The 13,807-nt window shown below is 68.2% G+C and carries 12 protein-coding genes; 7 read left to right on the forward strand and 5 right to left on the reverse strand.

Annotation, left to right across the window (positions count from 1 at the left end):
• Nucleotides 1-37: 37 nt before the first annotated feature.
• Nucleotides 38-1,975, reverse strand: coding sequence for a bifunctional 5-dehydro-2-deoxygluconokinase/5-dehydro-2-deoxyphosphogluconate aldolase (locus IEX88_RS06585; RefSeq protein WP_188849764.1), 1,938 nt, complete (start codon nt 1,973-1,975; stop codon nt 38-40).
• A gap of 139 nt (nt 1,976-2,114) precedes the next feature.
• Here IEX88_RS06585 and iolG point away from each other — a divergent pair, with 139 nt between their 5' ends.
• The gene (iolG, locus tag IEX88_RS06590) at nt 2,115-3,107 is read left to right on the forward strand and encodes an inositol 2-dehydrogenase (RefSeq protein WP_188849765.1); all 993 of its coding nucleotides are present in this window, start codon (nt 2,115-2,117) and stop codon (nt 3,105-3,107) included.
• Between the two features lie 66 nt (nt 3,108-3,173).
• On the opposite strand, the gene IEX88_RS06595 is transcribed toward iolG, so the two are convergent.
• The gene (locus tag IEX88_RS06595; protein ID WP_188849766.1) at nt 3,174-3,923 is read right to left on the reverse strand and encodes an isocitrate lyase/PEP mutase family protein; all 750 of its coding nucleotides are present in this window, start codon (nt 3,921-3,923) and stop codon (nt 3,174-3,176) included.
• A gap of 301 nt (nt 3,924-4,224) precedes the next feature.
• Here IEX88_RS06595 and IEX88_RS06600 point away from each other — a divergent pair, with 301 nt between their 5' ends.
• The 3 genes from IEX88_RS06600 to IEX88_RS06610 are packed head-to-tail and all read left to right on the forward strand — an operon-like array spanning nt 4,225 to nt 5,464.
• Entirely contained in the window at nt 4,225-4,566 is a 342-nt protein-coding gene (locus IEX88_RS06600) for an ArsR/SmtB family transcription factor (protein WP_188849767.1), read from the forward strand.
• A 4-nt stretch (nt 4,567-4,570) separates the two neighbouring features.
• On the forward strand, nt 4,571-4,996 hold the full coding sequence (locus IEX88_RS06605; protein ID WP_188849768.1) for a YeeE/YedE family protein: 426 nt from the start codon (nt 4,571-4,573) through the stop codon (nt 4,994-4,996).
• A gap of 3 nt (nt 4,997-4,999) precedes the next feature.
• Nucleotides 5,000-5,464 (forward strand): DUF6691 family protein, encoded by a 465-nt coding sequence (locus tag IEX88_RS06610; RefSeq protein WP_188849769.1) that lies wholly within the window; start codon nt 5,000-5,002, stop codon nt 5,462-5,464.
• A 9-nt stretch (nt 5,465-5,473) separates the two neighbouring features.
• Here the strand turns inward: IEX88_RS06610 and IEX88_RS06615 are convergent, their stop codons facing one another.
• Nucleotides 5,474-6,322 carry a MurR/RpiR family transcriptional regulator gene (locus tag IEX88_RS06615; protein WP_188849770.1) on the reverse strand — a complete coding sequence of 283 codons (849 nt, stop codon included), beginning with the start codon at nt 6,320-6,322 and terminating at the stop codon, nt 5,474-5,476.
• 135 nt (nt 6,323-6,457) lie between these two features.
• On the opposite strand from IEX88_RS06615, the gene IEX88_RS06620 reads away from it, so the two are divergent.
• Nucleotides 6,458-7,573 carry a Gfo/Idh/MocA family protein gene (locus IEX88_RS06620; RefSeq protein ID WP_188849771.1) on the forward strand — a complete coding sequence of 372 codons (1,116 nt, stop codon included), beginning with the start codon at nt 6,458-6,460 and terminating at the stop codon, nt 7,571-7,573.
• Nucleotides 7,574-7,605: 32 nt separating this feature from the next.
• Here IEX88_RS06620 and IEX88_RS06625 read toward each other — a convergent pair whose 3' ends face one another.
• The gene (locus IEX88_RS06625) at nt 7,606-7,815 is read right to left on the reverse strand and encodes a hypothetical protein (protein WP_188849772.1); all 210 of its coding nucleotides are present in this window, start codon (nt 7,813-7,815) and stop codon (nt 7,606-7,608) included.
• Nucleotides 7,816-7,994: 179 nt separating this feature from the next.
• The gene (locus IEX88_RS06630) at nt 7,995-9,128 is read right to left on the reverse strand and encodes an aminomethyl transferase family protein (protein ID WP_188849773.1); all 1,134 of its coding nucleotides are present in this window, start codon (nt 9,126-9,128) and stop codon (nt 7,995-7,997) included.
• Nucleotides 9,129-9,546: 418 nt separating this feature from the next.
• Here IEX88_RS06630 and IEX88_RS06635 point away from each other — a divergent pair, with 418 nt between their 5' ends.
• Entirely contained in the window at nt 9,547-10,902 is a 1,356-nt protein-coding gene (locus tag IEX88_RS06635; protein ID WP_188849774.1) for a trimethylamine monooxygenase, read from the forward strand.
• A 491-nt stretch (nt 10,903-11,393) separates the two neighbouring features.
• Nucleotides 11,394-13,781, forward strand: a complete 2,388-nt coding sequence (locus IEX88_RS06640) for a trimethylamine N-oxide demethylase (protein ID WP_244639886.1) — start codon at nt 11,394-11,396, stop codon at nt 13,779-13,781.
• Nucleotides 13,782-13,807: the final 26 nt, after the last annotated feature.

Genomic DNA, 13,807 nt, shown 5'->3' on the forward strand with positions numbered 1-13,807 from the left:
GAGAGCCAAGCGCGCGGAAAGGCTCGTCCCGGCCGCTTCAGGCCGCACCGGAGGATCTGGTGCGCTCCCAGGCCGCGACCAGAGCGCCGAAGTGGCCCGCCATCGCCTCGATGGCGGCGGCATCGTCGATCGTGCCGCCGAGCCATTGGCGCGCCGTCTCGGCGAAGATCGTCCGGCCCACGGCGAAGCCCTTCACCAGCGGGGCGTCGGCGGTGGCCGCGAAGGCGGCCTCCAACTCTTCCTGCGGCGCATCGAGGCCGAGCAGCACGATCCCGCGGCACCAGGGATCGGCCGCCTCGATCACCGCGGAAATGTTGGCCCAGGCCCTGGCCGACCCCTGCGGCTCGAGCTTCCACCAGTCCGGCTTGATGCCGACATCATAGAGCTGGCGCACCGCGCGCGCCACGGTGTCGTCGTCGAGGATCCCGTGCTTGCCGGCGATGATCTCGACCAGGAGTTCGCGCCCGACGCGCCGCGCCGCCTCGGCGAGGCGCAGCAGCGTCTCGATCTGCTCCGCCTTCAGCGCCGGCGGATCGTCCGGGTGGTAGAAGCACAGGCACTTGATCGTGTGGTCGACCGGCCATTCCACCAGCAGCGAGCCGATGTCGCGGCCGTGCTCGAAGCGCAGCGGCCGCGAGCCCGGCATCTCCACCGGGCGTCCGACCCACAGCCCGGCCTTGGCGGCGGCATCGAAGGCCGCGCGGCCATAGGTCTCGTCGAGGAGGGTGCCAAAACCGTCGCGACCGGCGGCGACGCGCGCCGCCGCGGCGATCGCCAGCGGCTTGAAGCGGGCGATGGCACCGGGCTCGGCGCCTGTCTCGGCGGCGATCTCCTCCAGTTGCGAGCGATGGTCGATCGCCAGCGCGACGAGGCTCGGCATCGTCCGGCGCCGTGTCGTCGACCGGTGGATATGGTTCAGCGTCTCATCCTTGCGCAGCGCCCGCTCCGCCGAGCCGTGCAGGAGAAAATGATGCAGCTCGGTAAAGGTCGGGCTTTCCGGCGAGCAGAGCAGGCGCGAGACGGCGAAGGCGCCGCAGGCATTGGCCCAGGTCGCCGCCGTCGCCAGCGTTTCGCCGCCGAGAAAACCGCGCAGCAGGCCGGACATGAAGGCGTCGCCGGCGCCGAGCACGTTGTAGACCTCGATCGGAAAGCCCTCGCCGACGATGCCGGCCTCCAGATCGTCGGCGATCTCCCCGTCATAGACGATGCAGCCCATCGGCCCGCGCTTGAGGACGATGACGGCCGACGACAGCGCCCGGATGGCCTTCAGGCTGGCCAGGACATCGCTCTCGCCGGCGGCGATCATGATCTCCTCTTCCGTTCCGACGATCAGGTCGCAATCGGAGAGCACCAGGCGCAGGCGCTGCGACACGGCGTCGGAGGCGATGTAGCGGCTGTCGCCGGCGCTGTGGCCGGCGAGGCCCCAGAGATTCGGCCGGTAGTCGATGTCGAAGCAGATTTTCGCGCCGTTCGCCTTGGCGAGCGCCATCGCCTTGCGCTGCGCCGCGGCGGTGTTCTCGCGTGAGAAATGTGTGCCGGTGACGACGATGGCACGGGCCCGGGCGATGAAGGCCGGGTCGATGTCGCTTTCGTCGAGCGCCATGTCGGCGCAGTTCTCGCGGTAGAAGATGAGGGGAAAGCTGTGCTCGTTCTCGACCGAGAGGAGGACGAGCGCGGTGAGGCGCTCCCGGTCGGTGACGATGCCCTCCGTGGCGACGCCCTCGCGCAGCATCTGCTCGCGAATATAGCGGCCCATCGGCTCGTCGCCGACGCGGGTGATGACGCCGCTCCTGAGGCCGAGCCGGGCGGTGCCGATGGCGATGTTGGACGGACAGCCGCCGACCGACTTGGCAAAGCTCGTGATGTCCTCCAGCCGCGAGCCGATCTGCTGGCCATAGAGATCGACGGAGGATCGGCCGATGGTGATCACGTCGAGAGCGCCGGCCGCGGCGCCGCCTGTCGTTTCCCGCATCATCGCCTCCCCACCGTCTTTTCGACGGCCTGTTCCATCTCGCGCTCAAAATGAAACAAAAATTTTGCCGCTTTGTCAATGCGGATTGAATGTTCCAAACAACTCGGTTAGCGCTGGAAGCCATCATTTCTGGGAGGAAGCCATGATGCGTTTTGGACTGCTCGGCGCCGGGCGGATCGGACAGATCCACGGCCGCAACATCGCCGCCAACAGCCATGCCGAGCTCGTGGCCGTCGCCGACGCCTTTCCGCAGGCGGCCGCGGTGCTGGCCGAAGTCACCGGTGCCGCCCTGGTCTCGGCCGAGGCTCTCCTCGCCGCTGCCTCGATCGATGCAGTGGTGATCTGCACGCCGACGACGACGCATGCCGAGTTCATCGAAAAGGCGGCCGCCGCCGGCAAGGCGATCTTCTGCGAGAAGCCGGTCGATCTCAGCTCCGACCGTATCCGGGCGACGCTCGGGAAGATCGGCAACGTGCCCTTGATGATCGGCTTCAACCGCCGCTTCGACCCGAACTTCGCCAGCCTGCGCCACCGCGTCAGCGAGGGCGCGATCGGCGCGGTCGAACTGGTGACGATCCTGTCGCGCGATCCGGGGCCGCCGCCGGTCTCCTACATTGCGACGTCCGGGGGCCTGTTCCGCGACATGATGATCCATGATTTCGACATGGCGCGCTTCCTCCTCGGCGAGGAGATCACGGAGGTCCACGCCTTCGGCTCCTGCCTCGTCGATCCCGGCATCGGCGAAGCCGGCGACGTCGACACCGCGGCCGTGCAGCTGAAGACGGCGACCGGCAAGATCTGCCAGATCTCCAATTCGCGCCGGGCGACCTATGGCTACGACCAGCGCATCGAGGTGCATGGCGCCAAGGGCCTCATCCGCGCCGAGAACGTGCCGACGACGACGGTGGTGCTGGCCACGGGCGACGGCGTCCTCGCCGATCCCGTGCAGAACTTCTTCCTCGAGCGCTATGCCCGGGCCTACGAGCACGAGCTGGCCTATTTCATCGACTGCCTCGAACGCGGCATCGCCCCGGCGCCGTCGGGCGAGGACGGGCTGAAGGCGGGGCTTCTCGCCGATGCCGCGACGCTGAGCCACCGCGAGGGCCGCCTGGTCCAGATGAGCGAGCTCGGTTAGCGGCCGAGGCCGCGAGCGGGCGAGGCGACCCTGTCTTCCAGCCGGTGACGCCGCCGGGACGAGCCCCTAAGGCAGCCGGCCCTCGGTCGCCAGCAGCGCGACTAGGCTATCGACATGGGCATAGCTCGCTCTGGCCAGCGCCCCGCCGACGCTGACACGGCGCACGCCCACCGCGGCCATGTCGGCGACCGACAGGCCGGTGCCGGTCAGGTTGGCGTTCACCGGCCTGTCGACCGAGCGAACGACCTCGGCGATGGCTCCGATCTCCTTCAGGCCGGGCGCATAGAGGCAGTCCGCCCCCGCTTCGCCATAGGCGCGAAGGCGCGCGATGACCTCGCCGAGATCGAGCGGCTCCATGAAATAGGCCTCGCAGCGGCCGACGAGGACCACGTCCTCGCCCGAGCGGTCGATCGCGCCCCGCGCCGCGCGGATACGCTCCGCAGCCACCGCGACCGGAATGAGCTCGCCCCGGACCGCGTCCTCGATCGACAGGCCGGCGACGCCGGTGGCGATGCAGCGCGCGACATTGTCGGCGACGCCCTCGGCCGTGTCGGCAAAGCCCGCCTCGAAGTCGGCATTCACCGGCAGCTCGGTCACGCCGCAGAGGAAGCGGAGATGCTCCAGCACCTCTTCGACGGTCATCTCGCCATCCTCCTTGCCGAGCGCCCAGGCCGCGCCCGCGCTCGTCGAGGCCAGCGCCTTGAAGCCGGCCCGGGCGAAGCGGACGGCGCTGCCGCCGTCCCAGGGATTGGGGAGGGCGAAACAGCCGGCGCGGTGCAGGTCGCGAAAGGCCGTACGGCGCTGCGAGGTCGTCATCCAAGGCTCTCCCATCTCGAAGCGTTCTGGCCGCCGCCTGCCGCTATCGGCGGCAGGGGACCCGGCCGGCAGACACGCCGATCCGTGCCGGGATGCCGGACCATCGGCAAAGGTCCCCGCTCTTGTCAATCGGCGCCTCCCGGGGACGACGGCACCGGTGCCACTGAAAAGCGATCCACTCGTCAGAGCGCCTGTCAGAAAGGGTTGCTTCCCCGGCCGCGAACTGCGCCCGGCCCATTCTGCCGACTTGTATATGCGTAAACACTACATTAGATCTCTCTAACAAAAGGGAGGCGGCTGCATGAACATGGTGGAATTCGAGACCAAGGCATCGGAGGTCGCCGGCCTGTTGAAGGCGGTCGCCAACGAGCGGCGGCTGATGATCCTGTGCAAGCTCGTCGAATGGGGGGAGGCGAAGGTCGGCACGCTGGCGGAGGCCGCGGGCCTCTCGCAGTCGGCCCTGTCGCAGCATCTGGCCGTCCTGCGCGGGCAGGGCATCGTGGATTTTCGGCGCGACAGCCAGACGCTCTGGTACCGGATTGCCGACCCGCGCATCGAGAGCCTTTTCGCCACCCTGCACGGCCTGTTCTGCGCGCCCGAGGCGGTGTCGCCGAAGGCTCCTCCCTCACCGTCGAAAGCCTGAGCTTATGGAGAACTTCACACCCTTTTCCGCCCTCGGCGGCGGCCTTCTGATCGGCCTGTCGGCAGCCATGCTGATGCTCTTGAACGGCCGCATTGCCGGCATCAGCGGCATTCTCGACGGCGCCCTCAGGCCCCGGGCGAGCGGCTTCGGCTGGCGTCTTGCCTTTGTCCTGGGGCTCGTCGCGGCCGCGCCGCTGATGGCGCTGGCGGGCTTCACGCCGCCGGCGATTGTCGTCGACGCATCGTTGCCCGTCGTCGTCGCCGCGGGTCTTCTGGTCGGTTTCGGCGCGCGGCTCGGTTCGGGCTGCACCAGCGGCCATGGCGTCTGCGGCATCGCCCGCGGCTCGGGGCGCTCGATCGTCGCCACGCTGATCTTCATGGCGACGGCGGCCGCGACCGTCTTCGTCGTTCGCCACCTCATCGGAGCCTGAGCCATGATCCTTCTCTCGCTAGCCGCCGGCCTCGTCTTCGGCATCGGTCTCATCGTCTCGGCCATGGTCGATCCGGCCAAGGTCCTGGGCTTTCTCGACATTGCCGGCGATTGGGATCCCAGTCTCGCTCTCGTAATGGGCGGCGCGATCCTCGTCACTGCCCCGGCCTTCGCGCTCGCCCGCCGCATGGGCGCGCCCCTTTTGGCGCCGCGCTTCGAATGGCCGACGCGGCGCGACATCGACGCCCGCCTTATCGGCGGGGCGGCGCTGTTCGGCATCGGCTGGGGCCTCGTCGGCCTGTGCCCCGGCCCGGCGCTGGCCGCGCTGGGTTTCGTGCCCGGAGAGGTGCTGGTCTTCGTCGCCGCGATGCTGGCCGGGATGGGCCTCTTTCATCTCGTCGGAACCCCGCGCGCCAAGGCGCCGGAGACCGGGCGCGCGCTGGCCGGCGAGGCGAGCGTCGACGCCTGAAGGCGGCGCTCAGATCGGCCGCGTCTCTTCCGGCCCAAGGCGCAGAGCGGCGCTGGCGACCGCCAGCGCGGCGGCCAGCGCCATGGTCGCCGACAGCGACCGGAAACCCTCGAAATCGGCCTCGACGACTTCCAGCCAGACCGTCGACAGCCGGGCGACGGGCGAGAACAGGCTGTCGCTGATGCCGACGATGGGTACCCCTTTCGCCGCCAACTGGCGCGTCCAGTCGATCGTGCTCGTGGCATAGGGGGTGAAGGAGATCGAGATGGCGACGTCGCCGGGACTGGCGAGTGCCAGAACGTCCTCCTCCGTGCCGAAACCCGCGCCGACGACGATGGAGCGCATCTTCAACCGGCCGAAGACGTAGCCGAGATAGACGGCGGGCGCCGCTGAGCGGCGTTGCCCCAGAATGTAGACCGTGCCCGCCGCGGCCACGAGCGCTGCGGCGCGGTCGAGAAGGGCCGCATCGATCTCCCGCTCGGCCTGGCCGATCGACTGCGCCGCCGACTGCAGCATGCCGCGGGCGATCGGCCCGCCCCCCGATGCCTCGCTGCGCGTCAGCGACAGCCGCTCGTCGTAGCTGGTGGTCCTCGCCCTCAGCCTCTGCCGAAAGATCGCCTGCATGTCGGAGAAACCGGGATAGCCGAGGCTCTGGGCGAGGCGGACGAGGGTCGAGGGCTGCACCCGGGCCTCGGCCGCGATGCTGGCGGCGGTGCCGAAGGCGATCTCGTCGGGATTCTCCACCGCAAAGCGCGCGACCTGCGCCAGCCGCTTCGGCAGGTCTTCGTGCCGCGCCAGGATCAGGCCGCGCAGCGCGTCGTAGTCCGCCGGGAGGGCGGACGGCTCGGGCAGGGTCATTTCGGTCGCCTTCCGCCGCAGGACATCTCGCCAAGTGATGGAACAGATGTTTTACTTCTGTCCAGCCCGGAACGCTCCCTTTCGCACGGACGGACCGACCTCCGGCGAGCACCCGGCGACAGCGGGAGGAAAGTCATGCGCGGCATCGGCGTCGGCCTGATCGGAACCGGCTATATGGGCAAATGCCATGCGCTGGCGTGGAATGCCGTCGCCGCCACCTTCGGCGACGTCGCGCGCCCGCGTCTCGTGGTGCTGGCCGAGACGGACCAGACGCTGGCCGCGGCCCGGGCGGCTGCCTTCGGCTTCGACCGGGCGACGGATGACTGGCAACAGTTGTTGGCCGATCCGGAAGTGGAGATCGTTTCGATCGCCGCACCCAATCCCTGGCACCGCGACATGGCGGTCGCTGCTCTCGAGGCCGGCAAGCACGTCTGGTGCGAAAAGCCGATGGCGACTTCGCTCGCCGATGCCGAGGCGATGCGGGACGCGGCGCGTGCGAGCGGCAAGGTCGCGGTGCTCGGCTACAACTACATCCAGAACCCGGCGATCCGGCTGATCGGGAAACTGATTGGGGAAGGGCGCCTCGGCCGGCTGCAGCATGTCCGCGTCGAAATGGACGAGGATTTCATGGCCGATCCCGAAATGCCCTTCGGCTTCCGCGACCAGAGCCTGTCCGGCATCGGCGCCCTCGACGATTTCGGCGTGCATGCCCTGTCCCTGCTCGCCGTGCTGGCGCCCCCGGTCGAGGCCGTGGTCTGCGACATGAGCCGACCTGTCGCACAGCGCACGAGCGAGGGCGGGATGCGCGCGGTCGAGACGCACGACAGCGCCACGGCTCTCCTGCGCTTTGCCGGCGGCGCCACCGGCACGCTGGCGCTGAACCGCGCCGCCTGGGGCCGAAAGGGGCGGATCGCCGTGCAGGTTTTTGGCGACGCCGGCGCGGCAAGCTTCGATCAGGAGCGACTGAACGACGTCCAGTTCTTCGACGCGCGCGATCCGCCGGACCGCCAGGGCTTTCGCACCATCCTCGCCGGGCCGGCCCATGCGCCTTTTGGAAAATTCGTCCCGGCGCCGGGCCATGGGCTCGGGTTCAACGATCTGAAGGTGATCGAGGCGCGCGAACTGCTGCATGCGGTGGCGGGCGAGCCGGCGCGGGTGATCGATTTCGACGCGGGCCTGGCGATCGAGCGCGGGGTCGCGGCCCTGGCACGCTCGCACGCCAGTGCCGCCTGGGTCGTCATCCCGCGATAAGGCGCCGCGATCGAGGCGGCGCCCCGGCCGGGCTAGACCCCCGGCGTGATCCGGTCGAAGGCGCGGTCGGGCAGGTCGTCGCCGGCGGGATCGGGGCGCTGCAGCGCCTCCTCTTCGAGCCGCTCGACGTCGCGCTGCTCCTCTGCCTCGATATCCTCGGCCTCTTCGGGAATGGTCACGGGAACGTCGGCGCCGTCGTCGTGGATGCGCGCGGGCGAAAGCGGGTCGGGCGTGTCGGACATGCTGTGATCCTCCAGAGGGTTCCGGAGGGAAAGTCGCAAGGCAGGGCGCAGGTTCCGCTGGCTCCGCCGCCGGCACGGCAGACCCAGTCCCCTGTTCTCGTCTGAGGCCCCGCTGCGGACACTCGCAGAGGCATGGCCGCTCCAGCCTTCTGTTCCAGCGCGCCCCCTGCGAGGCCAGATCAGCCCTTGGCGGTGCGCTTCAGCTTTTTGGGATCGTCGAAGGGCAGAGCCTGCGCCGTCGCCTTGATCGGCCCCGCGGCGTTGCGCACTTCCAGCGGCGTGCCCGCGACGGCACAGTCGACGTCGAGCCGCGCGATCGCCATCGAGCGCTTGGCGAGCACCGAATACAGGCCGCAGGTGGCGATGCCGACCTGTTTGCCATCCTTGAAGATCGGCGCGCCTTCGTCGGCGGGCGCCTCGCCCTCCAGAAGCACGCCAAAAATCTTGAAGCGCTCGCGGCCCTTCAGCCGGTAGTGCTCCTCGGCGCCGCGAAAGCCTGTCTTGCCCGGGCTGACGGTGAAATCGAGGCCGAGTTCCCACAGCGTGTCGCCCGGGCCTTCGTCGGCGAAGGGGTATTTCTGCGAGTTGTCGTAGGGATAGAAGAGGAGATAGCTCTCGACCCTGAGCATATCGAGCGTCGTGAAGCGGCAGGGGATGATGCCGAGAGACGCGCCTTCGTCGAGGATCCGGTCCCAGATCGCAGGCGCATCCTGGCCGCGGCAGAAAATCTCGTAGCCGCGCTCGCCAGTATAGCCGGTGCGCGAGATCATCACCGGCAGGCCGAACAGCCGCGTCTGCATGTGGTGGAAATAGGGGAGGTCGCGGATTCCCGGCACGCGGTCCGCCAGAAAGTCGACGGCGAGGGGGCCCTGCAGGGAGAGATCGTGCAGGTCGTCGTCGAAGCGGAGGGAGACGTCGCGGCCCATCGCCGCCTTCGTCAGTTCCTCATGGCCCGTGCCCGAGCCATGCACCACCATCCAGCTGTTCGGCCCGGTGCGGTAGAGGATGCAGTCGTCGGTGAACTTTCCCGCCTCGTTCAGCATGCAGGCATAGGCCGACTTGCCGGGGTAGATCTTCTCCACGTCGCGGGTGGTGGCGAGGTCGATGAGATGGGAGGCGTGCGGACCGGTGACATGCACCTTCTTCAGCCCCGACACGTCCATCAGCCCGGCCTTGGTGCGGATCGCCACATATTCGGCGTCCGCATCCCCGTCATAGCTCCAGGCGGTGCCCATGCCGCTCCAGTCCTCGAGCTTCGAGCCGAGCGCGCGGTGCCGATCGGTGAGGGCGGAAAATCTCCAGGATGCAGTCATCGGTCGGGCTCCGTCGTGGGCGTTGAGGGGGAGGGGCGGAAGGGCCGGGCGACGCGCCGACATCGCCCCTCGCGCTGCCCCGCGGCGGCAGCCGGATGCGCATCTCGGCAGGCTGTCAGGCGAGGTGACGAGGCGTGAATGTTTCCTCTTAGGAGAATTTCATAATCGATAGGAATATGCGCCGGGGGCGAGACGGTCAACGCCCCGGCGCGAAATCGCGGGGGCTTCGGGGCATGACGACCGGAGCGTTGCTCCTCGCACAGGCGGCGGGCCTTTCGCCTTAGGAAAGAAAATTGACAAGCAATGCGCCGTCTGGTCTGCTTTCCCTTGCGTCGGCTGGCCGGCTCCATCGGGTCCTCCTGGGCCGCTTGGCGGCCCTGCAGCTCGCGTGTTCCATTCCAGTCCGGGAGGCTTCCGCATGCACAAACGTGTCGCCGTCATCGGGGCCGGTCCGAGCGGTCTCGCCGCCCTGCGCGCCTTCGAGACCGCCAAGCGCGCCGGCGCCGACGTGCCGGAAGTCGTCTGCTTCGAGAAGCAGGCGAACTGGGGCGGGTTGTGGAACTACACCTGGCGCACCGGGCTCGACGAGTTCGGCGAGCCGGTGCACGGCTCGATGTACCGCTATCTCTGGTCCAACGGCCCGAAGGAATGCCTGGAGTTCGCCGACTACTCCTTCGAGCAACATTTCGGCCGGCCGATCCCCTCCTATCCGCCACGCGCCGTGCTGCACGACTACATCGCCGGCCGCGTCGAGAAGAGCGGCGTGCGACCCTATATCCGCTTCTGCACGCCCGTCCGCTCGGTCGAGTGGAAGCCGGAGACGAAAACTTTCTCGGTGACGGTGAAGGACCTCGTGAACGACCGGCACGAGACCTCGGAGTTCGACCATGTCATCGTCGCCAACGGCCATTTCTCGGTGCCGAACGTGCCTGACTTCGAGGGCATCGAAGCCTTTCCGGGGCGGGTGATGCACGCGCATGATTTCCGCGCCGCCGACGAGTTCGCCGGCAAGAACGTGCTCCTCGTCGGTGCCAGCTATTCGGCCGAGGACATCGGCATCCAGTGCTACAAATACGGCGCCCAAACCATCACCTTCAGCTACCGCACCAAGCCGATGGGTTTTGACTGGCCGGAAGGGTTCGAGGAAAAGCCGCTCCTGCAAAAGCTCGTCGGCAAGACCGCTTACTTCAAGGACGGCACCTCCAGGGAAGTCGACGCCATCGTGCTGTGCACCGGCTACCAGCACTGCTTTCCCTTCCTGCCCGACGATCTCAGGCTGAAGACGAACAACCGGCTGTATCCGCTCGGGCTCTACAAGGGCGTGATCTGGCAGGACAATCCGCAGCTGATGTATATCGGCATGCAGGACCAGTACTACACCTTCAACATGTTCGACGCGCAGGCTTGGTTCGCGCGCGACGTCATCCTCGGCCGGATCGCGCTGCCCAGCGCGGAAGAGCAGGAGGCCGACATCCGGCAATGGCGGGCGCGCGAGGAGGAACTGACGAACCCCTTCGAAGCCATCGACTTCCAGACCGACTATGTCCGCGACCTCTTGTCGGCGACGGACTATCCCTTCCTCGACGTCGACCGCGTCGCCGCGCTGTTCAAGGAATGGGAGCACCACAAGGAGGCCGGCATCCTCACCTACCGCGACCGCTCCTACCCCTCGACGCTGACGGGGAATATGGCCCCGGTGCACCACACGCCCTGGATCCAGGCACTCGACGACTCGCTGGCGACGTTCCTGGCGGTGAAGGAGGCGGCGGAGTAGGGTTCGGTTTAGGACGGACAGGCCGGCTCGTGCTCCCTGGCGCCGAGGTCAATGTTAGGCAGCACCGCCAAAACTTCGTCATCCCGGACTTGATCCGGACACAGTGGTGAACCGGCATGTGATGCGGTGGGGGAAGAACGAGGCGATACCTCAACGCTTCGTCATCCCGGCCTTGAGCCGGGATCCATGCCAAAGCGTTGTCGCTGCCAAATCGGATCAGGATGAGCCAAGTTGGTCCCCGTGCTCGATCGTGTCGAGGGTTTGGAGTGGATCCCGGATCAAGTCCGGGATGACGAAGCTCAGGGGCAGGCGTTTCTTCTCCCCGGCGGGGAGAAGGTGGCCCGAAGGGCCGGATGAGGGGATGGCGAAGCCGTTGCGGCGGCTGGAGATGCGGCGTGCGCCCGTGGCGCTCCCCTCATCCCGCTGCCGCGACCTTCTCCTCGCAGGGGAGAAGAAAGCAGCTTGACCGCTGCAGCTGAAAGGACAGACCGATGATGAATGTCTGGGCGGGCGAAGTGGGGGTGGGTCTGCCGTCTCAGGCACTCAGGGCGACGTCCACGGTCGTGCGCGGTGGGCAGGCACGCCTGTTCCAGCTGGTCGAGGGCGACCGGATGAGTATCAGCGATCCGGAAGGGCGTCAGCCGGCCTATCTCTACGTGCTGCAGCCGGAAAGTCCGTTGCGCGGCCTGCCGGAGCGGCCGGCGCCGGGCCTCGTCGCTGCGCTGGCCGACTGTCCCGGCGCCGAGCCTGCGCTCGCCGCGCGCTATGCCTCGGTCGCCCGGGGCGTGAGCCTGTTCCCCGCCCACGCCCCCGCCGGGATTTCGTTGACTCTCGAAGCCCTGGCGCCCGTCCTTTGCCTTCTCGCCGCGCCGGGCGCGGCCATGGCCCCGGAGGCGCAGGACACGCCGACCGACATTCTCGTTTGCGTCGCCCCGGCCGAACCGCGCGACGGCGAGGTGCCGCCGCCGCTCGCGCCGGACATGGTTCTCGACCACCGCATCAAGGCCGCCACCGCCTCGGCCTACACCGTGAAGGCCGGCGACTACATCCAGATCATCGACGTCGATGGCCGCCAGTGCTCCGATTTCCTCGCCTTCGACGCGAACGCGCTGGCGCGGGGCGAGGAATACGATCTCGACCCGACGACGACGCGAACCCTGATGGGGTCGAGCTTCTCCGGCCCGGGCCTGCATTCCAAATATTTCGATTCCCGCATGCAGCCGCTGGTCGAGGTGATCCAGGACACGGTCGGCCGGCACGACACGTTTCTCCTCGCCTGCACCGCGAAATACTACGAGGACATGGGCTATCCCGGCCATTCCAACTGCACCGAGAATTTCAACCGCGTGCTGGCGAAGCATGGCGTCGCCGAGCGCAAGGGCTGGCCGGCGATCAACTTCTTCTACAACACCATCGTCGGCGCGGACGACCGGATCTCGATGGACGAGCCCTGGTCGCGCCCCGGCGACTACGTGCTGCTGCGGGCGCTGACCGATCTGGTCTGCGCCTCGTCCTCCTGCGCCGACGACATCGACCCGGCCAATGCCTGGGACCCGACCGACATCCATGTCCGCGTCTATGACGGCGCCCTGTGCCACTTCGCAAAAGGAAACGCCCACCGCATGACCAGGGATGCCGAACCGCGCCTCAGCCGCGAGAGCGGCTTCCACCCGCGCACCGCCGCGCTGACCCGCAAATTCACCGACTATCGCGGCTTCTGGCTGGCCGACTGCTATGCCGGCTCTGGCCCGATCGAGGAATACTGGGCCTGCCGCGAGCGCGCCGTCGTCATCGATCTCTCGGCCTTGCGAAAATTCGAGGTCACCGGCCCCGATGTCGAGGATCTCCTGCAGCTGGCCGTGCCGCGCAATGTCCGCAAACTCGCCCAGGGGCAGGTCGTCTACACCGCCTTCTGCTACGAGCACGGCGGCATGCTCGACGACGGCACGATCTTTCGGCTGGGCTCGCACAATTTCCGCGTCGTCTGCGGCGACGACGCGACTGGCGTCTGGCTGCGCGAGCTCGCCGAGACGCATGGGCTGAAGGCTTGGGTAAGAAACTCCAGCGACCAGCTGCACAATCTCGCCGTCCAGGGACCGAAGTCGCGTGACATACTGGCGAGTATCGTCGTGACATCGCCGGCCCATGCGACGCTCGCCGAGCTGAGATGGTTCCGCTTCACCATCGGCCGCATCGCCGGCCTGCCCGTTGTCGTCTCGCGCACCGGCTATACCGGCGAGCTCGGCTACGAGGTCTGGTGCCACCCCAACGACGCACCAGCGGTCTGGGACGCGATCATGGCGGCCGGCGCGCCTGATGGCCTGACGCCAATGGGCCTTCTCGCCCTCGACATGGTCCGCATCGAGGCCGGGCTCGTCTTCGCCGGCTTCGACTTCTCCGACGACACCGACCCGTTCGAGGCCGGCATCGGCTTCACCGTTCCGAAGGAGAAGCCCGACCCTTACGTCGGCGACGCCGCGATCGCACGGCGACGCGCCCATCCCCACCGCCAGCTCGTCGGCCTCGACATCGCCGGCAACGAGCCGATCGGCCATGGCGACGGCATCTTTGTCGGCCGGGCGCAGGTCGGCGTGGTCACCTCGGCGACGCGGTCGCCGATCCTCGGCAAGACCATCGCCCTGGCGCGGCTCGACGTCTCCTTGGCCGCGCCCGGCACGCGCGTCGAGATCGGCAAGCTCGACGGCCAGCAGAAGCGCATCACCGCGACCGTCGTGCGGTTCCCGCATTACGATCCGGACAAGACGCGGGTTCGGGCGGAGGCGCCAGCGGCGTTGGCAGAGGCGGGCATGGCTGCTGCAACCGAAGCTGCATCCGTCCTGGCGGACGATCCGCGCGGTGCGGCAAACCGCTCTGGCTGATGCGCCCGGGCTGCATGAGCCGGCAT

The sequence above is a fragment of the Aureimonas glaciei genome, assembly GCF_014643375.1.
Classification (GTDB): Bacteria; Pseudomonadota; Alphaproteobacteria; order Rhizobiales; family Rhizobiaceae; genus Plantimonas; species Plantimonas glaciei.

Excerpts from the sequence above, each read along its gene's own strand:
- IEX88_RS06585 (WP_188849764.1), bottom strand. The coding sequence starts at position 1,975 with ATGATGCGGGAAACGACAGGCGGCGCCGCGGCCGGCGCTCTCGACGTG.
- iolG (WP_188849765.1), top strand. The coding sequence starts at position 2,115 with ATGATGCGTTTTGGACTGCTCGGCGCCGGGCGGATCGGACAGATCCAC.
- IEX88_RS06595 (WP_188849766.1), bottom strand. The coding sequence starts at position 3,923 with ATGACGACCTCGCAGCGCCGTACGGCCTTTCGCGACCTGCACCGCGCC.
- IEX88_RS06600 (WP_188849767.1), top strand. The coding sequence starts at position 4,225 with ATGAACATGGTGGAATTCGAGACCAAGGCATCGGAGGTCGCCGGCCTG.
- IEX88_RS06605 (WP_188849768.1), top strand. The coding sequence starts at position 4,571 with ATGGAGAACTTCACACCCTTTTCCGCCCTCGGCGGCGGCCTTCTGATC.
- IEX88_RS06610 (WP_188849769.1), top strand. The coding sequence starts at position 5,000 with ATGATCCTTCTCTCGCTAGCCGCCGGCCTCGTCTTCGGCATCGGTCTC.
- IEX88_RS06615 (WP_188849770.1), bottom strand. The coding sequence starts at position 6,322 with ATGACCCTGCCCGAGCCGTCCGCCCTCCCGGCGGACTACGACGCGCTG.
- IEX88_RS06620 (WP_188849771.1), top strand. The coding sequence starts at position 6,458 with ATGCGCGGCATCGGCGTCGGCCTGATCGGAACCGGCTATATGGGCAAA.
- IEX88_RS06625 (WP_188849772.1), bottom strand. The coding sequence starts at position 7,815 with ATGTCCGACACGCCCGACCCGCTTTCGCCCGCGCGCATCCACGACGAC.
- IEX88_RS06630 (WP_188849773.1), bottom strand. The coding sequence starts at position 9,128 with ATGACTGCATCCTGGAGATTTTCCGCCCTCACCGATCGGCACCGCGCG.
- IEX88_RS06635 (WP_188849774.1), top strand. The coding sequence starts at position 9,547 with ATGCACAAACGTGTCGCCGTCATCGGGGCCGGTCCGAGCGGTCTCGCC.
- IEX88_RS06640 (WP_244639886.1), top strand. The coding sequence starts at position 11,394 with ATGATGAATGTCTGGGCGGGCGAAGTGGGGGTGGGTCTGCCGTCTCAG.